The organism is Pseudomonas monachiensis (genome assembly GCF_047345015.1).
GTDB lineage: Bacteria > Pseudomonadota > Gammaproteobacteria > Pseudomonadales > Pseudomonadaceae > Aquipseudomonas > Aquipseudomonas monachiensis.
The window spans coordinates 2,521,136-2,543,206 of sequence record NZ_CP178857.1; the positions used below are offsets into that span (position 1 = coordinate 2,521,136).

The following is a 22,071-nucleotide window of genomic DNA, read 5'->3' on the forward strand; positions in this document are numbered from 1 at the left end:
GGCTCGATAGGATCGAGTCTCTGACAAAAAGGAGTATCTGCATGAATATTACTGTGCTGGGTGGTGGTCACGGCTGTTACGCCGCTGCTGTCGAAATGGCTGAAAAGGGCCACCAGACCCGCCTGTGGCGTCGAGACGGCGCCGCGCTCAAGGAACTGCTGGCCATCGGCAGCCTGACCATCAAGGACTATAAGGGCACTCGCAAATTGTCCGTCGGCCAGCAGGGCGACAAGCTCTCGTTCAGCGACGACCTGGCCGAAGCCCTGGCCGACGCACAATTGGTGATCATCCCGCTGCCGTCGACCTCCCACGAAGACCTGGCCAAACATGTTGCGCCGCACCTGCACGACGGTCAGGTGGTGTTCCTGCCGCCGGGCACCTTCGGCAGCTTCGTGTTCGCCAAGGCCATGGCCGATGCGGGCAACCGCAGCAAGGTCGCCTTCGCAGAAACCGGTACGCTGCCGTACCTGGTACGCAAACACGGCGCCAGCGACCTGGTGATCAGCGGCTATGCTACCCGCCTGCCGACCGGGGTATTGCCCAGCAACCTGTCCGAGCATGCTTTCGCGGTGCTGCGTGAAGCCTACCCGAGCGTCGAGCCGATTGAAGACGCCCTGAGCGGTGCGTTGATGAACGCAGGTCCCATCATCCACCCGCCGCTGATCATGATGAACGCAGGTCCACTGGAGCATTTCGAGGCCTGGGACATTCACAACGAAGGCACCCAACCGTCAATTCGCCGCGTGACCAACCAGCTCGATGCCGAGCGCATGGCCGTGCGCGAAGCACTGACCTACGGCGCGCCGCATTTCCCGCTGTCCGACCACTACAACACCACTGAAGGCGACGAGTGGATGTACGGTCGCGGTGCCCATGGCAAGCTGACCGACAGCGGCGACTGGCGCGAAGACATCGACCTGCAGAAGCATCGCTACATGCTCGAAGACACCCGCCTGGGCCTGTCCTTCCTGGTGTCCGTCGGTCGCTGGGCCGGTGTGCCGACTCCGGTTGCGCAAGGCCTGCTGAGCATTGCCTCGGTCGTCGCTGCGCGTGATCTCTACGCCGAAGGCCGCACCCTGGAAAACCTCGGTCTGGCCACGCTGAGTCGGGCGCAGATGACCGAGCTGCTGACCAAGGGCTACAACTGATGAACGCCGCGCTGCCCCAAGTCAGCGTGGTCGGTGCCGGGCGGATGGGCGAGGGCATTGCCCTGGCATTCATCCATGCGGGCCTGCCGGTGACCCTGATCGATATCAAGGATCGCGCCGAGGATGAGCGGCACGGCTATTTCGAGCGTGTGCGCAACAACATCCACAGCGAATTGCAGATGCTGGTACGCCTTGGTGTGCTCGAAGGGCATCAGGCGGACATCGCGCTAGCCCGGTTGACGCTGCAATCCAGATCCCAAGCCGCAGAGGTTTTGCGCCAGTGCGACCTGGTGTTCGAAGCGGTGCCGGAAGTCATCGCAGTCAAGCAGGAGACCTTCGCCTGGGTCAGCGAGCATGTCCCGGCCTCGACCATCATCGCCTCGACCACTTCGACTTTCCTGGTCACCGAACTGAGCGAAATGGTCAGTGAGCCCCAGCGCTTCGTGAACGCGCACTGGCTAAATCCCGCGTACCTGATGCCGTTGGTGGAAGTCAGCCGCAGCGATGCGACCTGCCCGCAGGTGGTCCAGAGGCTGCTGCAACTGCTCAAACGCATCGGCAAGGTGCCCGTGGTGTGCAACCCGGTGGCTGGCTACATCGTGCCGCGCATCCAGGCATTGGTCATGAACGAAGCGGCACGGATGGTGGAAGAGGGCGTGGCCAGTGCAGAGGATATCGACACGGCGGTACGCGTCGGCTTTGGTTTACGTTTCTCGGTGCTAGGCCTGCTTGAGTTCATCGACTGGGGCGGCGGCGACATCCTTTACTACGCCTCGCGCTACCTGAGTGGTGCGCTGTCACCGCGCTTCGAATCGCCGCAGGTAATCGCCGACAACATGCAAAACGGCCGCAATGGCTTGCGCGATGGCCAGGGTTTCTACGACTACCGCGACATGGACGTAGACGCCTACAAGCAGCAGCGCCTTGGCGACTTTGTTCGCAAGCTGGAGTTGTCGGGGCTGACGCCTGCGTTCGATGGCGCCTTGAAACAGGCCTGAGCATCAGGGCCTGGAGGCCGGGCCCTGACACGCTTCACGCTACGATTTCCCAGTCCTACAGGCAGTACTGGCTGGTGGGCAGCACGTCGATCTTGTCGAAATCGATGAAGCGGCTGCAACTGTCCATCATCGCCGCCAGGTTGCGCTGGAATTTCGCGTCGTCGCCCGCCGCATCGAAAAAGGCCATGGGATCGGTCATGGCCGCTGGCGGAAAACATTCCTCGACGATGGCGTCGATCCGTGGGGCGCCGTGGGTCAGTGCCGACACCACCAGGTTTTGCACGTACTGGAAGTTGGCTTGCGTGTCCACGGCCACGGCCGTGTGATGGTTGCGCCAGATGTCCAGCCAGGCCTCGGGGGTCAGCCGTGGAGGGCGGGTCAGCAGGGCCAGTTGGGCAAATCCGTGGGTACGCTCACCGGGCGTTGCCGGGAACCGGGTATTGGCGATGGCGACCGACTCGCAGACCAGGTAGGCGGCCATGCGCGCGGTTGCCGCGCTGATCAATTGGTCGAACGGGCGACGGGCCGGGCCGTTGGCGCTGTCCAGCCACAGTGACAGGCTGCCATCGGGCAACGGTCGGTTGTTTTCCTGGCGCAGGCCGCTGGCCGGCTGGACATCGGCATCGGCCAGGTTCAATTGCACACCTCGGGCACCGAGTGCCTGCAATTGCCCGGCGACCTCGCTGCGCAGGCGATGGGCGAAGGTATCAGGACTGACTTGGGTATCACGCCACAGCAGATAGATGACTTTTTCCATAGCTATCAAGCTCCTCGTTGCGGTTGATGGATGGGATCGCGGTCGTGCTGTCTGGCCCATCCGGATGACCGAAAATCCCTGGCGTCATAGTCAATCAAGGTCAGCCCCGGGTAATACTTCAAACAGACTATTGACTCACAATATGAGGGCAATGACTGCGCCGCTCGACGCCGGGCAGCCATGGAAAACAGCAGCTAAGCTCTCTTGCGCCGGGGTGGCAGTGCAAGCGTTGCCCCGGGAGGTCCATTTCCGGCAAGGGAGCCACCCGCCATGAGCGCCGAACAGAGTCATTACAGCCCGCCGACCCTGCTGGTGGTCGATGACACGCCCGACAACCTGATGCTGATGACGGATTTGCTCAAGGATCGCTACCGGGTCAAGGCCGCCAATAGCGGTGAAAAGGCTTTGCGCGTACTGCAGGGCGACACCCTCCCGGACCTGATCCTGCTGGACGTGATGATGCCCGGGCTGTCCGGCCATGAAGTGGCCCGGCAGCTCAAGCGCGACCCGCGTACCCGCGACATTCCGATCATCTTCCTGACGGCCATGGCCGGCACCGAAGACGAGATCCATGGCCTGGAGCTGGGGGCCGTCGACTACATCACCAAACCGATCAGGCCGGCGCTGGTCCTGGCGCGGGTGGATACCCAGCTCAAGCTCAAGGCGGCGGCAGACTTCCTGCGCGATCACAACGACTATCTGGAGAAGGAGGTGGCGCGCCGGACCCGCGAAGTGATTGCGATCCAGGATGTGGCCATCCAGGCCATGGCTTCACTGGCCGAGACTCGCGATAACGAAACGGGCAACCATATCCGGCGGACCCAGCATTACATCAAGGTGCTGGCGGAGCATCTACGCGGTCATCCGCGCTTCAGTCACTTTCTCACCGAGGCCACCATCGCGTTATTGTTCAAGTCGGCGCCGCTGCATGACATCGGCAAGATTGGCATCCCCGACCATATCCTCCTCAAGCCGGGACGCTATACCGAGGAAGAATTCGAGATCATGAAGACCCATACAACGCTGGGGCGTGACGCCATCCAGCATGCCGAGGATCAGCTTGGCATTCGCGCCGAATTCCTCAGCCTGGCCAAGGAGATTGCCTACAGTCACCAGGAAAAATGGGACGGCAGTGGCTATCCGCAAGGGCTGGTGGGTGACGACATCCCTATCAGCGCCCGGTTGATGGCGGTGGCGGACGTCTATGACGCGTTGATCAGCCGTCGGGTCTATAAAGCGGGGATGCCCCACGCGCAAGCCGTCGAGATTATTCGTCAGGGGCGCGGCACGCACTTCGACCCCGATATCTGCGATGCCTTCCTGGATTGCCTCGAACAATTCCAGACCATTGCCGAGCGCTTCGCCGATACCGACCAGGACATGGCCGTCCAGCGGGCGGCCCTGGAGCGTCTCGGCCAGACTCCGTGAACCGGCAACTGTCCCTTTGTCAGTAATTTCATCAGGTCCACGAGGATAGTCATGGCTGGTTTGCGTACCCTGCTTGAGCGCCTCGCGCTGCTTCACAAACTGATCCTGGGTTTTTCAGCGCTGCTGCTGTTGGTGCTGGTGCTCGGCGTGCAAAGCCTGCGCACCCAGCAATCGCTGAAGCAGGACATGCAGAACCTCTATCTGCAGGAACTGGTCGGCATGGAGCACTTGCAGGAAGCACGTGTGCAATTGCCCCATATGCTGCAAGCGCTGCAACGCGCGGTGGGCACCGACAGCGCGCAGATTCGTGTCGAATCCCTGCAGCAACTACAGGAAATCCGCGAAGGCCTGCAGCAGGCCGTGGCCCTGGCCAAAGTCACCTTAAAGCGTGCGGAGAATCTGGCGCGTCTCTCCGAGTTCGATCTGTTGCTGCAACAGTTGCAGCGTCTTGGCGACCAGGCCTTTGTACTGATCGACCAGGGCCAGCAGAACAAGGCGTTGGTGCTGCTCAATAGCAGTGAATTCCAACAACTTGCCCAGCAGGCCGACGGCCTGTTGTACGCGATCGCCCAGGTCAAGGAAGCCTCGATTCGCGACACGGCCAAGGACATTGCCGAGTTTGCCGAACACAGCACCATGCTGACCTACGTCCTGTTGTTCGGTGGCTTGTCGCTGGCATTGCTGTTGTCCTGGGTCGTCAGCCAGTCGATTCGCAATCCGCTCAACCGAGTACGGGTGGCGGTAGACCAATTGGCCGCCGGGCAGCTCGATCAACCGATTCCCCACACCGACCTTAACAACGAAACCGGCGATCTGGCGCGGGCCATCGCCAAATTGCAGACCGAGTCCCAACAACTTGAGCGTCAGCGCTGGATCAAGGCCCATACCGCTCAATTGCAGGTCGATCTGCAGCAGGCGGAAACCCCGGCCGAACTGGCTCAGGTGTTCCTGCAATGCATGGCCGGCCTGCACGGAATCTGCCAGGGGGTGCTGTACAGCGCGCAGGAGGATTCCGGCACGCTGCTGTTGATGGGGCGTTATGCCACCGATTCCGAGCGACCACCCGAGGCGCAAGTCATGTTCGGCGAGGGCCTGCTGGGGCAGTGCGCGGTGGATCGCGTGCCGCGTCAGTTTCAGTCGATGCCGGAGCAATACTGGCGTTTGCGCTCGCCCCTTGGCGAGGTCCCGGCCCGTTGCCTGCTACTGCAACCCATTGTCCGTGGCGAGCGCTTGCTGGGGGTGCTCGAACTGGCCGGGCTGGAACCCTTGGGCGAGCGTGAATTATTGCTGCTGCAGGAAGCCACCCCACGTTTGGCCGCGGCCATGGCGATTCTGGAGCGTAATCAGGCGGTCAAGACCCTGTTGGCGGAGACCCGGCGCCAGGCCAATGAAATGGCCGAACAGGCACTGCAACTTGAGCAGCAGGCCCAGGCACTGGAAAGCCAGCAATCGGCGTTGCGCGCCACCGAGGCCTGGTATCGCGGGATTATCGAAGCGGCGCCGGACGGCATGCTGGTGGTGGATGCCGAAGGACAGATCCTGCGCACCAATCGCCAACTGGACCAGCTGTTCGGCTATAACGCCGGCGAGTTGATTGGAGAGACCATCGATCGCCTGGTGCCGTTGGCCAGCAGAGGGCGCCACGAGGCGCTGCGCAAGGGCTTCATGGCCCACGGTACCACTCGCCAAATGGGGGCCAACCTGGACGATCTGCAAGGCGTGCGCAAAGACGGCAGTCTGTTCTCGGCGGAGATCAGCCTGTCGCGCTTGCCGAGCCTGGAAGGGGGCGGCGTCTGCGTGTGCGCGTCGGTGCGCGACGTGAGTGAACGGCGTCATCTGCAGGCGGCACTCAAGGCCAACGAGGCACAGTTGCGCGCGGTACTCGACAGCAGCCCGGTGGCCATGGTGATCAGGGACGTCGATGGCCGTCCGACCTACTGCAATCCGCAGTTCGACAGTTTGTTCGGGACTCGCCTGGCTGAACTCGAAGGTGCGGATCCGGCGCAGTTCTGGGTCGACCCGCAGGCACACCAGCGCTTTCTCGAAGCGGCAGCGCAAGGTGCCGTGCTGAATTTCGAGACCACCCTGCAGCGCGCCGGCGGCGAGCGCTTCGACGTACTGGTTTCGGCCGTCACGATGACGCTGGGGGAGCGGGGCATGGGGGCCAATTGGTACTTTGACATCACCGACCGCAAAACCGCCGAGGCCGAGGTGCAGCGCGCACGGGAGGCCGCCGAAGAGGCGACCCGGGCCAAGAGCAACTTCCTGGCCACCATGAGCCACGAGATCCGTACACCGATGAACGCCATCATCGGCATGAGCTACCTGGCATTGCGCACCGAGCTCAACCACCGCCAGCGTAACTACATCGAAAAAGTCCATCGCTCGGCGGAATACCTGTTGGTGATCATCAACGACATCCTCGACTTCTCCAGGATCGAGGCCGGCAAGATGCACCTGGAGCAGATTCCCTTCCACCTTGAGGCCGTGCTCGACGGCTTTGCCAGCATGATCGGCCTCAAAGCCGAGGACAAAGGCCTGGAGCTGCTGTTCAACACCGATGCCGAGCTGCCGACCGCCTTGATCGGCGATCCGCTGCGCCTTGGCCAGGTGCTGATCAACCTGGGCAACAATGCGACGAAGTTCACCGAGCAGGGCGAGATCGTGCTCGGCGTAGAGCAGCGGGGCTCGGCGGGAGAGCAGGCGCAACTGCATTTCTGGGTACGTGACACCGGCATCGGCATGAACGCCGAGCAATGCTCGCGCCTGTTTCAACCCTTCAGCCAGGCCGATAGCACCACCACCCGCAAGTACGGAGGCACAGGGTTGGGCCTGGCCATCTCCCGCCATCTGGTGGAATTGATGGGCGGGCGCATTTGGGTAGAGAGCGAGCCGGGCCTGGGTTCCACTTTCCATTTCGAGGTGAGCCTGGGGGTGCAGCGCGACAGCCATTTGCGGCGCATGGTGACCGCCGACGAATTGCTCGGCAGCCGTGTGCTGGTGGTCGATGACAACGCCAGCGCGCGCGAGATCCTCTCCAGCATGGCCCGCAGTTTTGGCGTGGAGGTGGATGTCGCGCAAAGTGGCCGGGCCGCACTGGCCATGCTGGTGGACGCCGAAGCGAAGGTGTTGCCCTATGATCTGGTGCTGATGGATTGGCGCATGCCTGGCATGGACGGCGTGGAAACGGTGCGCCAGATGCAGGCCGCCAAACTGGTGCAAACGCCAGCGGTGATCATGGTCACGGCGTTCGGGCGCGAGGAGGCCCGCGAAGAGGCTAGTCGACAGGGTATTCAATTGCCGGTGGTACTGACCAAACCGGTGACGCCGTCTACGTTGCTTGAGGCGCTGGGCAGGGTGCTCGGCAAGACTCCCCAGGCCGATACCCGGGCCAGTGAGCGATTGGGCCAGAGCACCGGCGCCATGGCCAGCCTGCATGGCGCGCGACTGCTGTTGGTCGAAGACAATGAGCTGAACCGCGAGCTGGCCTGTGAACTGCTGGAGGGCGCCGGGATCGAATTGCGCCTGGCCGTTCACGGCGCAGAAGCGCTCGACCAACTGGAGCGCGACGCAGACTTCGACGGTGTGCTGATGGACTGCCAGATGCCGGTGATGGACGGTTATACCGCGACCCGCAAGATACGTGAGCAGCCGCGCTGGGCGAATCTGCCGGTGATCGCCATGACTGCCGACGCCATGGCGGGGGACCGTGAGCGGGCGCTGGCCTGCGGCATGAACGACCACATCTCCAAACCCTTGAACGTCGACGACATGTTCGCCACGTTGGCCAGGTGGATACATCCGCGAGCTGACCGTGGCACGATCCCGGCCGACGTTTCGCCGGTCACCACGGAGTCGGTGGCGAGCCTGCCAGCCAGCCTTCCCGGCATTGATTTGAAAGCGGGCCTGGGCACCTGCATGGGCAAGGTCGAGCTCTATCTGCGCCTGCTGCGCAAGTTTCGCTCCGGCCACCAGGCTTTTTGCGCCGAGTTCCTGGCTGCCCGAGGCCAGGGCGATCCTTCGGCGACGGTCAGGCTGGCCCATACCCTGCGCGGGACGGCGGGCAACATTGGTGCCGTTGAAGTGGCGAATGCAGCCGCCGCGCTGGAACTGGCCTGCCTGAACGATGGGGCGAGCGATGGGGCGGAGCAGGACCTGGCTGACCGGCTGGTGGAAGTCGAGCGTTGCCTGACAACCGTATTGGAAGGCTTATCGGTGCTCGGCGAGCCTACAACGTCAGCAGGCTCATCAAGCGCGCCAGCGGGTAGCGAATGGCATGCACAATTGGCCCACGTCCGGTCTCTGCTGGCCGAGAGCGACACCCAGGCGCTGACGGCCTTGCTCAAACTGCAGGGGCTGGCTTCAGACCCGATGATGACCGAGCAGTTGCTTCGGGTTGTGTGGCAAGCGGAGCGCTTCGATTTCGATCAGGCGTTGGAGCTGCTGGAAAACCTCTCCTGAGGAGTCAACGCAACTTCAGCGGGTCGACCATCCGCGCCGCGATGGCCATGCCCACCAGGTCCGGCAGTGTGTTGGCCTGCATGCGTTTCATGACGCGCGCGCGATACAGATCAATGGTTTTTGCGCTCACGCCCAGTTGCTCCGCGATTTCGCGGGTGGTGTAACCCTGCACCAGTGGTAACAGGATATCGCGCTCGCGCGGGGTCAAGGTCAGCAAGCGCGCCTGCAAGGCTTCGTGACCCTGGTTGCCCGAACGGTTGGCGGCACAGTTGCTGAGCGCCTGTTGCACGCTGTCCAGCAACAGCTGTTCGTTGTAGGGCTTCTCGATAAAGTCATGGGCGCCGGCCTTGAACGCACGCACCACGATCGGCACATCCGCGTGCCCGCTGACGAAGATGATCGGCAGGTTCAGTTGGCGCACACGCATTTCTTCCTGCACGTTCAACCCGCCCATACCGGGCATGCGCACGTCCAGCAGCACACAGGCATCGAGGCTTGCATCGCAGGCGTCGAGGAACGCGACGCCACTGGTAAACGGCAAGGCCTTGAGCCCGACCGACTCCAATAACCAGACCGTCGAATCGAGCATGCCCTGGTCATCATCGACCACGTACACAACGTGCTCCGTTACACCTGCCATTACCTGATTCCTATTGTTGTTTTGTTGGGCCGGCAAGCGGCAAGCGGCAACCCATCAGCAGCCCGACAGGCTGGCGCCGGGCATTCAGTTCGCCACCGAAACCTTCGATGATGCTGCGGCTCATGGACAGACCGAGCCCCAGGCCATCGGCCTTGCTGGTGTAGAACGGGGTAAATATCTGCTCCAGCTCCGGCTCGCTGACGCCCGGCCCCTGGTCTCGCACACTGATTTCCACGCAGGCGTCACTGCCATGCTCCACGGCCATCACGATTACAGAGGGTTGCCCGGGGTGTTGCTCACGGTTGGCATCGATGGCATTGCGCAACAAATTGAGCAGCACCTGTTCCAGCAACACGCGGTCGGCATAAACGGGTGGCAGATTATCCGGCAGTCGATCCTCGATTGTCACTTGGCAATTACTCGCCTCCCAGGCACACAAGCGCACGGCTTCGCGGGCGACGTCGGTCAAGTTCAGCGCCTGCATGCGACGCTGTCCCTTGCGCAAAAAGGAGCGTAGCCGCCGGATCACTTCGGAGGCGTGGGTGGCGTGATGGGTAATGCGCTCCAGGCCCTGGGTCACTCTGGCAGCGGCCTGGGGATTGGAATCCAGTGTCTGTAGATAGCGCTGGCTTGCATTCGCATAATTGACCACGGCAGCCAGCGGCTGGTTGATTTCGTGGGCGATCCCCGAGGCCAGTTCACCGAGCGTGACCAACCGTGCGGTGTGTGCCAGTTCGTCCTGATGACGGCGCTGTTGCACTTCCCGCAATTCGCGCTCGGTCATGTCGCGCGCGACCAAAGAGTAATAACGCTCGCCGCCGGCGGAACGGTGCGCCAGCAGTACCAGCGACACTGGCACCGATGTACCGCCACCCGGTGGTTGCAACCGCGCATCGGTGCTCCAGACACCATCGCGCTCGGCGCGCCTCCAGCCATCGCGTTGCAGGCGCGCAAAGTCGCCGCTGGCGAACAACGCGGCCAGGGCCGGCATGGGTTGTTGCTCACCGATCCCGAGGATGCGTCGCGCGGCCGGATTGAGGTAAGTGACCAGGCCCTCGGGAGCGATGAACAACACCGGGTCGATGTTGGCCTCGACCACTTCGGCCAGGCGTCGCTTGTTTTCCTCGGCCTGCACCCGGGCCGTGATGTCCCGGGATATGCTGACGATTTCGACCACCGCCCCAGTGTAGGTTTCGCGGATCGCCCGGCTGGCGGTTTCGAACCACAGGTAATGGCCGTCACGATGGCGGATGCGATAGGTCATGGTGTGATAGCCATCCTGCTCCAGCGCATCGCGCGCGCGCTGCACCAGGCCGGCCAGGTCCTGGCCATGAAACAGGCCCTGGGCCATTTGCCCGCGCAACTCTTCGGGCCAGTAACCGAGCAGGGTCCAGGACGCCGGTGATGCATCGATAACGCGCCCTTCGGGGGTGTGACGGGATATCAGGTCGGTGGTGTTTTCGATGATCAGCCGGTACAGCCGTCGTGCGGTGGCCGCTTCACGCTCGGCCAGCACTTGCGCCGTGGCGTCGCGGCAACGGGCGAGCACTCGGTTGTCCTGGGGATCGGGAATGAACGTCCAGATCAGGATCTGCGTTTCGAACTGAGCCTCGACACCTTCGACGGCGCGTTGCTGGTCCAGGCAGGCACGCACCAGCACCCGATGATTGACCGGTAAAAAACCCAACACATCGGTCAGCGACTTCTCGGCGAGCAGCGCCATCAGTGCCGCGTTGAACTCCAGCGGTCGACCTTGCGCATCGAGCAACAGGCTCGGTTGCGGATCGTGGCCCAGCAGCGGCGAACCACGCAGCAGGCCGTTGACGCTGCTCAGCAGCGTCGTCAATAGATCCTGAACCCAGCCCAGCCAATCGAGACTCACACCCTCGCGCACTTCCACCAGCAACAAGCCCGGCTGCCCCGACTGCAAGGCCAGATCAAATACCTGGCCATGGCTGATCGCGGCCCGGCGCAAACGTCCGGACAACCAGCAATCGAGTTGACGGACTTGAGCCAGGTCCAGGCGGCCTGCCTCGACCAGATGCTCGAAGAGCAACTGGTCACTGGCCAGCGCCGGGTCGCCAAGTCCCGGCGGTAAATGCTGGGCGGCGCCCTCATGGCTGTAGATTCGCGCATTGGGCTGCCAGCTCAGGTAAACCGCCCGCTGCACCTCAGGGCAATCCTGCAGCGCCCGACACAATGCATCGGCCCGGGCGGCCAGAGACACACCCTCGCGCTGCAGGCGCAACCAACTGTGCAATCGAACGGGCGTCTGGGTCATTGCGGGTCCACTTTCTCAGGGAAACCAAGCATATACCAGCCTTGGGGTGTTGACGGCATTGAATCGGAGCTTGATATGGTACATATACTATACGACATAGGTTTAACTTCCATATCGATGGCTGAATGTTATATAAAGTCATCCGGACTTTGAAGGTGACCCCGGCGACTACGCTGCAAGGTCAACCATAGAGCTAACAATCAGCCATCGAGTACCCGCACATGTCTATCTATGACCAAGGCCTGGGCCCTTCGGCCGTCAACCACATTGCCTTGTCTCCGCTGAGTTTCATCGAGCGCACCGCCAGCACTTATCCCGATCACCTCGCCGTCATCCACGGTTCGATTCGCCGCACCTGGGCGCAGACCTACACCCGTTGCCGACGCCTGGCCTCGGCGCTGGCCGGTCGCGGTATCGGCAAGGACGATACGGTGGCGGTGATGTTGCCCAACATCCCCGAGATGCTCGAAGTGCATTTCGGTGTGCCGATGATCGGCGCCGTGCTCAACCCGCTCAACGTTCGTCTCGATGCCGAGGCGATCGCCTTCATGCTGCAGCATGGCGAAGCCAAGGTGTTGATCACCGACCGCGAGTTCCATGATGTGATCCAGGCGGCGCTTGGCATGCTCGATCACCCGCCTTTGGTGATCGACGTCAATGACCCGGAATACGGTGAAGGTCAGGCCGCGAGCGACCTGGACTACGAAGCGTTGTTGGCCGAAGGCGACCCGGCATTCGACTGGCAATGGCCGGGCGACGAGTGGCAGGCCATTTCGCTGAATTACACGTCAGGCACCACCGGCAACCCCAAGGGCGTGGTCTACCACCATCGCGGCGCTTATCTGAGCGCATTGGGCAACCAGATGACCTGGGCCATAGGCAATCATCCGGTGTACCTCTGGACCCTGCCGATGTTCCATTGCAATGGCTGGTGCTACCCATGGACCATCACCGCCCTGGCGGGTGTGCACGTTTTCCTGCGCCGGGTCGATCCACAGAAAATCCTCACGCTGATCCGCGAGCATCAGGTCACTCACCTGTGCGGTGCGCCGATCGTGCTCAATGCACTGGTGAACATGCCCGAATCAGCGAAGGCGGCCATCGATCATCCGGTCAATGCCCTGGTCGCGGGTGCTGCGCCACCGGCCAAAGTCATCGGTGCCGTCGAAGAGATGGGCATCAAGGTCACTCACGTGTTTGGCCTGACCGAAACCTATGGCCCGGTGACGGTCTGCGCCTGGCACGCCGAATGGGATGAGTTTTCCCTGGAGGAGAGGGCGCAGATCAAGTCGCGACAGGGTGTGCGCTACCCGACGCTGGAAGGCTTGATGGTCGGCGATTGCACAACGCTGGAGCCAACCCCGCGTGACGGCCAGACCATCGGTGAGATCTTCCTGCGCGGTAACACCGTCATGAAGGGCTACCTGAAGAACCCGAGCGCCACTGCCGAAGCGTTCGAAGGCGGCTGGTTCCACACCGGTGACCTGGCCGTCTGGCATCCCGACGGTTATGTCGAAATCAAGGACCGGCTCAAGGACATCATCATCTCGGGCGGCGAGAACATTTCCACCATCGAACTCGAAGGGGTGCTCTATCGCCACCCGGGTGTGCTGGAAGCAGCCGTGGTCGCCCGTCCCGATGAGAAATGGGGCGAAACGCCCTGCGCCTTCGTCACCTTGAAGGCCGATCACCAGGACGTTCGCGAGGCAGACATCATCAGTTTCTGCCGTGAGCACCTGGCCGGATTCAAGGTACCGCGCACAGTGGTCTTCACGCTCTTGCCGAAGACGTCCACCGGCAAGATCCAGAAGTACGTGTTGCGCGACCGGGCCAAGGCGCTCTAACCCGATCTGACATCGCATCCATCGAGCAGCAGGTGTTTGACCTGCTGCTACGGGTTCGTGCACGCCGAATCCGGCTGTGCCTTGCCCATGAAACAACCGTCCCAACGAGGTTTACGTTATGCCCCAATTCAAAGCCCCGCTGCGCGACATGCGCTTTGTGCTGCACGAAGTGTTCGACGCTCCGGCCATGTGGGCGCGCCTGCCGGCCTTGGCCGAGAGCATCGACACCGATACGGCTGACGCCATAATCGAGGAGGCGGCCAAAGTCACCTCGCACCTGATTGCGCCCCTCAATCGCAGCGGCGACGAAGAAGGCGCGCAGTGGCATGAGGGCCGGGTCACCACCCCCATCGGTTTCAAACAGGCTTACGCGACCTACATCGAAGGCGGTTGGGTGGGGCTGTCCGGCAACCCCGGGTTCGGTGGCATGGGCATGCCGAAAATGCTGGCCGTGCAGTTCGAAGAGATGCTCTACGGCGCCAACTCAAGTTTTGCGCTGTATAGCGCATTGAGTTCCGGTGCCTGCCTGGCGCTGGACGCCCACGCCAGCGACGCCCTGAAAAACCTCTATCTGCCACCAATGTATGAAGGCCGCTGGGCTGGCTCCATGTGCCTCACCGAGGCCCATGCCGGTACCGACCTGGGGCTGATCCGCACCCGCGCCGAACCTGAGGCTGACGGCAGCTACAGGATCACCGGCAGCAAGATTTTCATCACCGGGGGCGATCAGGACCTGACCGAGAACATCGTGCATCTGGTACTGGCCAAACTGCCGAACGCGCCTGCCGGTCCGAAAGGCATTTCGCTGTTTATCGTGCCTAAAGTCCTGGTCAATGCCGACGGCTCCCTTGGCGCGGCCAACGCGGTGAGTTGCGGCTCGATCGAACACAAGATGGGCATCAAGGCCTCGGCCACCTGCGTGATGAACTTCGACGGCGCCAGTGGCTGGCTGGTCGGTGAGGAGAACAAAGGCCTGGCGGCGATGTTCACCATGATGAATTACGAACGTCTGTCGATTGGCATTCAGGGCATCGGCTGCGCCGAGGCGTCCTACCAGAGCGCCGTCGCCTATGCTCGCGACCGCATTCAAGGTCGGGCTCCCAGCGGTGCCTTGGCCCCGGGTAAACCGGCCGACCCGATCATCGCTCACCCGGATGTGCGGCGCATGCTGCTGGGCATGAAAGCCATGACCGAAGGCGGTCGCGCGTTCGCCAGCTATGTCGGGCAACAACTGGATCTGTCGAAGTTTTCCGACGATGCCGGCGAGCGCGACAGTGCGCAGATCCTGGTTGCGCTGCTGACGCCAGTGGCCAAGGCGTTTTTTACCGACACCGGCCTGGAAAGCTGCATCAACGGCCAGCAGGTGTTCGGCGGCCATGGCTACATCCGCGAATGGGGCCAGGAACAATTGGTCCGTGATGTGCGCATTGCACAGATCTACGAAGGCACCAATGGCATCCAGGCATTGGACCTGCTCGCACGCAAAGTGCTCGCCAACGATGGCGTCGCGCTACGCCTGTTCGCCCGGGAAGTCCGCCACTTCGCCCTGCACCACGAAAGCACCTATGGCAGCGAACTGCTGCAGGCCCTGGAGCGCCTGGAGGGCCTCAGCAACTGGTTGCTGGAGCGGGCCAAAGCCAACGCCAACGAAGTCGGCGCAGCCTCCGTGGAGTACCTGCACCTGTTCGGCTATGTCGCCTACGCCTACATGTGGTCGCGCATGGCCGCCGTGGCCCGCTCCAGACTCGACCGGGACCCGCCGTTCTACGCTGCCAAACTGGCCACCGCCGAGTTCTACTTCGCCCGCCTGCTGCCACGCACGCTGAGCCTGGAAGCCAGCATCCGTGCCGGCAGTGCGCCCCTGTACGGACTTGCTGACGAACAGTTCTGACGATTGAGTGTTGCGCGGCGCCTTCCTACGCCCTGGCCCGCGCTTTTTATTCACTGGCCCTCTCAACGTACGGCAGGAAAGCCTGATGAATATGCAAGCCAGTACAACGCAAGGTCACTTGAACTGGGACGACATGCGCTTCTTTCTCGAGGTCGCCCGTGCCCGCACCGCCAGCGGTGCAGCCCGCCGCTTGGGGGTGGACTACACCACGGTAGCGCGACGCATCCGCGCCCTGGAGCAGAGCCTGGGTGCCATGCTGTTCGAGAAATCGCGAACCGCAGGCTTCGTGCTGACCGTGGAGGGGCAGCGTCTGGTCTGCCACGCCGAAACCCTGGAAAGTACGCTGCTGGTAGCCTGCGAGCAGGTTTTCGGCACCACAGGGGGGCTCGCCGGGCACCTGCGCATCGGCTGTACCGAAGCCTTCGGATCCTGTTTCGTCGCCGCGCAGATGAGCCACTTCCTCGAGCACTACCCGCATATCTCGGCGGATATTTTGCCGGTCCCGCACTTCGTCAACCTGTCACGGCGCGAGGCGGATATCGCCATCACCCTGGAACGGCCCGAGCGCGGTCCGTACGTGTGCTCGAGGTTGTGCGATTACCGCTTGCGTGTGTATGCGACGCCGGAGTACCTGGCCAGTCATCCGCCGATTGGCTGTCGCGAGGACCTGGCCGCTCACCCGTTCGTGACCTACGTCGATGACCTGGCCTTCAGCTTCAAGCTGCTCTACCTGAACGACTTGATGCTCGGCGCGCGCAGTCGCCTGCGCAGCACCAGCGTGGTCGCCCAGTACCATGCGGCACTGGAAGGGCGCGCGCTGGCGATCCTGCCTTGCTTCCTCGCCGGTCCCGACCCGCGCCTGTGCGAGGTGCTGCCGGGTGAAGTGGAGGTCACTCGACAGTTCTGGATGTACTACTGCGAGGACCTGCGCAACCTCAAGAGGATTACCCTGGTGGCCGACTACCTGCGCACCTGCGCGCAGCTCAATCGTGCGCTGCTGATGGGCGAGTCATACAAGATGGCCTACCTGCCGTCGCCGTGAACGACTGCCGCCAGGTCTGCGGTCTCGGTTGCCCGCAATGCTCCCTGCAGAGTACTCATCACCATTTCTAGCAGCAGTTTGCGGCGAGCTCCAATGCCGGTCTTGGGCTGCCCGACCCAGGCCGGCAATTGATTGAGCAGGGAAACGATGCCGCTTACGGTCGCGCGCCGGGTGGCGCCAGCCGGTTTACCGGTGAGTTGCTCCAGGGTCTCCACCAGATGTTCCTCGTAGCGCCGGCGCAGGGCCAGAATCGAGGCTTGCTGTTCGCCGCTCAAACAATGGAGGTCGTACTCGGCCAGGCGGAAATGCGCGGCCATCCGCTCGTGGAGCCGCAGGTGCGCCTCAAGCAGGCCGTGCAGTCGTACAGTGGGGGCGGATTTGCGCCGGGTCACCAGGCTCGCGCCGTCAAGCAACGCTTCGTAGAGCTCCTCGATCAGTTCCAACAGCAGTGCTTCTTTGCTGTCGATGTGGTTGTAAAGGGAGCCGGCGGTGATCCCCAGGCCAGTGGCCAGGTCGCGCATGCTGACTCGGCTGAAACCATGCCTGGCGAACAGTTCGACAGCCTTGTGACGCGTTTCCAGGTAACGCGTGTTGCGCTCTTCGTCGACCGGCAACGCAAAAAGGTTTTTGGAGGGCTGCATGTTGCTCATCCACCTCATACGCGAAACTGTCCCAATAGCCGATTGAGCTGACCCGCCAGTTGGCCCAGTTCCTGGCTCGCCTCGTTGGACCGGTCCGCTGCCTGGGCATTTTCGTGGGCCAGAGAGGCGGCGAGGGTCACGTTCTGGTTGATGTCTTCGACCACGTGCGACTGTTCCAGGGTGGCGCTGGCGATCGAGGCGTTCAATTCAGTGACATTGCGCAGTGCGCCGAGTACCTGGTGCAGGCTTTCTGCCGTTTGGTGGGCCTGTTCCACGGTTTGTCGAGCGGCCAGGCTGCTGGCATTGATGACATTCACCGCGGCTTCCGAGTTGCCGTGCAGGCGCTCGATCATGTCCTGGATTTGCGCGGTGGACTGCTGGGTGCGCTGGGCCAGCAGCCGCACTTCGTCTGCTACCACAGCGAAGCCGCGCCCCTGTTCGCCAGCGCGCGCTGCCTCGATGGCGGCGTTCAGCGCGAGCAGATTGGTCTGCTCGGCGATGGCGCGGATCACTTCCAGCACGCTGCCGATCTGAGTGCTTTCCCGGGCCAGGCTCTGGATCACCTCGACGGCCTGGCCGATGGTATCGGATAGCTGGTCGATCTGGAGCAGGCTGCTGTCGATGTTGTGCTGGCCCCGGCGTGCCTGTTCTTCGGCCTGGCGAACTTCGTTGGCCGCGTGCTCGGCGTTCCTGGCCACTTCCTGCACGGCGTAGGAGACCTCATGGATGGCGGCGGCCACCAGCTCCATCTGCTGCGATTGCTGCTGGCTGTGGTTCTGGCTATCGGCGGCGATTTCGCCGAGTGACTTCGAAGCCTGGTCGAGGCTGTCAGCGGACTGTATGGACTGGCCGATCACGCCACGCAGCTTGTTGGTGAAAACGTTGAAATGGCTGCTCAAGTCTGTCAGTTCATCGCGCCAGCGGTTATCCAGATTGCGGGTCAGGTCGGCCTCGCCGCTGGCGATGTTCTCCATGGCATCGACCACCCGCGCCAGTGGCGAGGCGATGCTGCGGGCAATCAGCAGGATCAGCGCACTGAGCAGCAGGGTGATCGTCACCAATATGACGAAGGCCTGGATCAGCTGGCGGCGGAACTCGACTTGCACGTCGTCGATGTAGATGCCCGAGCCGACAATCCAGCCCCAGGGCTTGAACAATTCGACGTAGGAAACTTTCTCCACCGGCGCGTCGGAACCCGGCTTGGGCCAGCGGTAGTGCACCAGGCCGGCGCCATCGCGGTTGGCGGTGGCGACCATTTCGTCGAATAGCGCCTTGCCGTCCGGATCGAGTGTACCGGCCATGCGCTTGCCCTCGAGTTTGGCATTGGGGTGCATGACCATTCGCGTGTCGAGGTCTTCGAGCCAGAAGTAATCCTCACGGTCGTAGCGCAAGTCGCGCATGACCGCGATGGCCTGCTGCTGGGCCTGCTCACGACTCAGACCCTGGCCTTCCAGGCCTTGGAAGTGGCGCAGGATGCTGCTGGCGGTCTCGACCACGTGGCGGGTTTTCAGCGCCTTGGCCGTATAAAGGTCGTCATGGCTCTGCTTGAGCATCAAGCCGGCGAGAATCATCAGCATCAGGATGGATGTCAGCAAGATCAGCCACAGACGGCTGCTAATGGAAATATTGCGCAAGCCGAACATGGGCAACTCCACAACGGGCAAGACAGGGAAATGCCGGACGCGGCAGTCGGGTCCGGCGGGAGGGAGTCAGAGCGCGTAGTGGCTCAGTTCGCGGGCGATCAGCAGGCGCTGGACCTCGCTGGAGCCTTCGTAGATCTGGGTGATGCGCGCGTCGCGGTAGTAACGCTCCACCGGGTAGTCCTCCAGGTAGCCGTAGCCACCATGGATCTGCAGGGCGCTGGAGCACACGCGTTCGGCCATTTCCGAAGCGAATAGCTTGGCCTGGGAGGCCTCGGACAGGCACGGTTGCCCGGCGCTTTTCAGGCGCGCCGCATGCAGGATCAGCAGGCGGCTGGCGTTGAGTCGGGTGTGCATGTCGGCGAGCAGGTTGGACACGCTCTGGTGCTCGATGATCGGCTTGCCGAACTGGACGCGTTCGCGGGCATAGCCCAGGGCAGCCTCGAAGGCGGCGCGGGCGATGCCCAGGGCCTGGGCGGCGATGCCGATGCGGCCGCCTTCAAGGTTCGACAGGGCAATGGCCAGGCCTTTGCCGCGTTCGCCCAGCAGGTTGGCCTCGGGGATGGTGCAGTCGTTGAGGGTCACCGCGCAGGTATCGGAGGCCTTGATGCCCATCTTGTGTTCGCTGCGGTCGACCACGAACCCGGGGTTGTCAGTGGGTACCAGGAAGGCCGACAGCCCCTTTTTGCCCAACTGCGCATCGGTGACGGCGAAGACAATGGCCAGACTGGCGCGCTTGCCGTTGCTGACGAATTGCTTGGCGCCGTTGAGTACCCATTGGCCGTCGCGCAGTTCGGCACGAGTACGCAGGTTGTGCGCTTCGGAGCCGGCCTGTGGCTCGGTCAGGCAGAAGCAGCCGATCGCTTGACCACTGACCAGCAGCGGCAGCCAGCTGTCCTGTTGCGCGGGGGTGCCGTATTTCAGCAGGGGGCCGCAGCCCACCGAATTGTGGATGCTCATCAGCGCGCCGAGGGCACCGTCGCCAGCCGAGATTTCCTCGACGGCCAGGGCGTAGGCCACATAGTCGGTGTAGCTGCCGCCCCAGGTGTCCGGCACGACCATGCCCAGCAGCCCCAGCTCGCCCATCTGCGCCACCACGGCGTCATCGATCCAGCCGGCCTTCTCCCAGGCCTGGGCATGTGGCGCGACTTCGCTGCGGGCGAAGTCGCGCGCCATGTCGCGGATCATGCGTTGTTCTTCGGTCAATTCGATATCGTGCATTGCAAAGTCTCCTGCCGATCAGGCGGTGCGTACGGGCTTGCCGGAGGCGCGTTCAAAGTCGTTGAAGAAGGCCTGCACCCTGGCAGGTACCAGCTCTGCCAGGGTTGGCGGGTTCCAGCGCGGGCACTTGTCCTTGTCGATGATCAGGGCGCGCACACCCTCCATCAGGTCGCCCTTGTCGAACCACTGGTAGTCCAGGTGCAACTCCAGAGCGAAGCACTCGGCCAGGCTCAGGTAACGACCACGGCGCAACAACTCAAGCGTCGTGGCCATCGCCAGTGGCGAGCGGCTGTCGAGCAGTTTCACCGTCTGCTCGGCCCAGTCTTGCAGCTCGGGGCGTTGTTCACGCTGCAGCGCGGTACGAATGGCCGGGACATCGGGCAAGGCGAAATATTCGTCGATCGCCAGGCGACAGGCCTTGAGCTCGGACCCGGCAAGACGCTCTGTGGCCATGTCGGCAAGCAGGTCGTGCAAGTCTTCGTCGGGCGCAGCGGTCCAGTTCAGGTGGTCGAGACAGGCATCCAGTTCGGCCAGCCGTTCGCTGGGCAGGTAGTAGTCGGCAAGGTTCGCATAGAGAGCATCGGCGGCACGCACCTGGCAGCCGGTGATACCCAGGTAGGTTCCCAGTTCCCCCGGCAGGCGCGGCAGGAAATAGCTGCCACCGACATCGGGGAAAAAGCCGATGCCGACTTCCGGCATGCCCATCCGCGTGCGCTCAGTGATCACCCGCAGCGAGGCGGCCTGGGCCAGGCCCATGCCACCACCAAGGACGAAACCATCGAGCAGCGCCAGCACGGGCTTGGTGTAGCCATGCAGGTACTCGTCGAGGGCGTATTCCTCCTCGAGGAACAGCTCATGCTGGTTATCGCCGGCCTTGTAGCTGTCGTACAGCATGCGAATGTCGCCGCCGGCGCAGAAGGCCTTTTCACCGGCGCCGCGAATGGTCACGGCGACGATCTGCGGGTCCTGTTCCCAAGCCCACAGGTGCCGGCAGAGCAGGCGCACCATGGGCAGGTCCAGGGTGTTCAACGCGCTTGGCCGATTCAGTGTCAGGTGGCCGACGCGGTTGCGTACGCTGGCCAGCACCGGGGCTTGCTGCTCGCTCATGCTCAGGCTTCCCCGCGGAACAGGTTGATGATGGCGGAGAAGTCCAGGCCGCCGTTACCTTGCAGGCTGAAGGTCTGGTACAGCTGCTGGGCTACGGCACCGAGCGCCACCGGTTGACGCGCGTGCCTGGCCGCTTCGGTGGCCAGGCCCAGATCCTTGAGCATCAGGTCGCTGCCAAATCCGCCGCTGTAGCCGCGTGAGGCCGGCGCGTTTTCCAGTACGCCCGGGAACGGGTTGTTGACCTCCGAGCTCCAGCAGCGACCGCTGGAGGTATTGATGATCCCGGCCAGTACCTTGGCGTCCATCCCGAGGGATACACCCAGGGCCATGGCTTCGGCGACGCCGACCATGGAGATGCCAAGCAGCATGTTGTTGGCGATCTTGGCCACCTGGCCGTTGCCTGCCGCGCCGCAGTGCACGATGTTCTTGCCCATGGCCGAGAGGATCGGCAGGGCCTGGTCGAACACACTGTCCGGGCCGCCGACCATAAAGGTCAGGGTGCCTGCCGCGGCGCCGCCGGTGCCGCCGGAAACCGGTGCGTCGAGTATTGGGTTGCCTTGGGCAAGGGCGTACTTGGCCACCTCGCGGGTGCTCAGCGGGTCGATCGTCGAACTGTCGATCAGCAACACGCCTGGACCGATATTGGCCAGCAGGCCGTCCTTGCCGCGATAGACCTGCTTCACGTGGTCGGCGGTCGGCAGCATGGTGATGATCACCTCAACCCCGGCCTTGGCCACGGCGGCGGGCGAGTCGGCGGCGCGGGCGCCGGCCTCCACCAGGGCGGCGACAGCCTGGGGGAAGGGATCGAAGACGGTCAGGCTGTGGCCAGCCTTGAGCAGGTTGCGGGCCATTGGGCCGCCCATGTTGCCGAGGCCGAGAAATCCGATATGCATGTTGGCTACCTTTTACGATAAGGGGGCAGTGGCGCAGGAAATCCTGCACGCTTGTCGTCGGCCGACGCCGGGCGCCGGC

Annotated in this window: 15 protein-coding genes; 7 read left to right on the forward strand and 8 right to left on the reverse strand. The window is 63.0% G+C overall.

What is annotated here, in order from left to right; translation table 11 throughout:
* Positions 1-41: 41 nt before the first annotated feature.
* A complete protein-coding gene (locus ACMDB8_RS11460) occupies positions 42-1,148 on the forward strand; it encodes an NAD/NADP-dependent octopine/nopaline dehydrogenase family protein (RefSeq protein WP_056722792.1) in 1,107 nt (368 codons plus the stop codon).
* A complete protein-coding gene (locus ACMDB8_RS11465; RefSeq protein ID WP_056722790.1) occupies positions 1,148-2,146 on the forward strand; it encodes a 3-hydroxybutyryl-CoA dehydrogenase in 999 nt (332 codons plus the stop codon). Before ACMDB8_RS11460 ends, ACMDB8_RS11465 begins: the two co-directional genes overlap by 1 nt.
* A 55-nt stretch (positions 2,147-2,201) precedes the next feature.
* Here ACMDB8_RS11465 and ACMDB8_RS11470 read toward each other — a convergent pair whose 3' ends face one another.
* Positions 2,202-2,903, reverse strand: coding sequence for an EthD domain-containing protein (locus ACMDB8_RS11470; protein ID WP_056722789.1), 702 nt, complete (start codon positions 2,901-2,903; stop codon positions 2,202-2,204).
* A 270-nt stretch (positions 2,904-3,173) separates the two neighbouring features.
* Here ACMDB8_RS11470 and ACMDB8_RS11475 point away from each other — a divergent pair, with 270 nt between their 5' ends.
* Positions 3,174-4,331: an HD-GYP domain-containing protein gene (locus ACMDB8_RS11475; protein ID WP_056722787.1), complete on the forward strand. Its 1,158-nt coding sequence runs from the start codon at positions 3,174-3,176 to the stop codon at positions 4,329-4,331.
* A 51-nt stretch (positions 4,332-4,382) separates the two neighbouring features.
* Positions 4,383-8,792 (forward strand): response regulator, encoded by a 4,410-nt coding sequence (locus ACMDB8_RS11480; protein WP_409079394.1) that lies wholly within the window; start codon positions 4,383-4,385, stop codon positions 8,790-8,792.
* Between the two features lie 4 nt (positions 8,793-8,796).
* Here the strand turns inward: ACMDB8_RS11480 and ACMDB8_RS11485 are convergent, their stop codons facing one another.
* Together ACMDB8_RS11485 and ACMDB8_RS11490 are read right to left on the reverse strand one after the other, a co-directional pair.
* Positions 8,797-9,432: a response regulator transcription factor gene (locus ACMDB8_RS11485; protein ID WP_056722784.1), complete on the reverse strand. Its 636-nt coding sequence runs from the start codon at positions 9,430-9,432 to the stop codon at positions 8,797-8,799.
* 10 nt (positions 9,433-9,442) lie between these two features.
* Positions 9,443-11,713, reverse strand: coding sequence for a PAS domain-containing sensor histidine kinase (locus ACMDB8_RS11490; protein WP_223541624.1), 2,271 nt, complete (start codon positions 11,711-11,713; stop codon positions 9,443-9,445).
* 221 nt (positions 11,714-11,934) lie between these two features.
* On the opposite strand from ACMDB8_RS11490, the gene ACMDB8_RS11495 reads away from it, so the two are divergent.
* The 3 genes from ACMDB8_RS11495 (at position 11,935) to ACMDB8_RS11505 (ending at position 16,490) form a co-directional block, all read left to right on the forward strand.
* Complete coding sequence (locus ACMDB8_RS11495; protein ID WP_409079395.1) at positions 11,935-13,557, forward strand: acyl-CoA synthetase; 1,623 nt, start codon at positions 11,935-11,937, stop codon at positions 13,555-13,557.
* 118 nt (positions 13,558-13,675) lie between these two features.
* A complete protein-coding gene (locus tag ACMDB8_RS11500; protein WP_409079396.1) occupies positions 13,676-15,448 on the forward strand; it encodes an acyl-CoA dehydrogenase C-terminal domain-containing protein in 1,773 nt (590 codons plus the stop codon).
* Between the two features lie 85 nt (positions 15,449-15,533).
* The gene (locus ACMDB8_RS11505) at positions 15,534-16,490 is read left to right on the forward strand and encodes a LysR family transcriptional regulator (protein WP_156385727.1); all 957 of its coding nucleotides are present in this window, start codon (positions 15,534-15,536) and stop codon (positions 16,488-16,490) included.
* Here the strand turns inward: ACMDB8_RS11505 and ACMDB8_RS11510 are convergent.
* The 5 genes from ACMDB8_RS11510 to mmsB all read right to left on the reverse strand — a co-directional run bounded on the left by ACMDB8_RS11510 (position 16,472) and on the right by mmsB (position 21,992).
* Positions 16,472-17,149: a TetR/AcrR family transcriptional regulator gene (locus tag ACMDB8_RS11510; protein WP_056722775.1), complete on the reverse strand. Its 678-nt coding sequence runs from the start codon at positions 17,147-17,149 to the stop codon at positions 16,472-16,474. The two genes, ACMDB8_RS11505 and ACMDB8_RS11510, sit on opposite strands and share 19 nt — an antisense overlap.
* Positions 17,146-18,774 (reverse strand): methyl-accepting chemotaxis protein, encoded by a 1,629-nt coding sequence (locus ACMDB8_RS11515; protein WP_056722773.1) that lies wholly within the window; start codon positions 18,772-18,774, stop codon positions 17,146-17,148. Before ACMDB8_RS11515 ends, ACMDB8_RS11510 begins: the two co-directional genes overlap by 4 nt.
* Positions 18,775-18,840: 66 nt before the next feature.
* Positions 18,841-19,992: an acyl-CoA dehydrogenase family protein gene (locus tag ACMDB8_RS11520; RefSeq protein WP_223541622.1), complete on the reverse strand. Its 1,152-nt coding sequence runs from the start codon at positions 19,990-19,992 to the stop codon at positions 18,841-18,843.
* A gap of 18 nt (positions 19,993-20,010) precedes the next feature.
* Complete coding sequence (locus tag ACMDB8_RS11525) at positions 20,011-21,099, reverse strand: enoyl-CoA hydratase/isomerase family protein (protein WP_223541621.1); 1,089 nt, start codon at positions 21,097-21,099, stop codon at positions 20,011-20,013.
* A 2-nt stretch (positions 21,100-21,101) separates the two neighbouring features.
* Positions 21,102-21,992 (reverse strand): 3-hydroxyisobutyrate dehydrogenase, encoded by an 891-nt coding sequence (gene mmsB, locus ACMDB8_RS11530; protein ID WP_409079397.1) that lies wholly within the window; start codon positions 21,990-21,992, stop codon positions 21,102-21,104.
* Between the last annotated feature and the right edge of the window lie 79 nt (positions 21,993-22,071).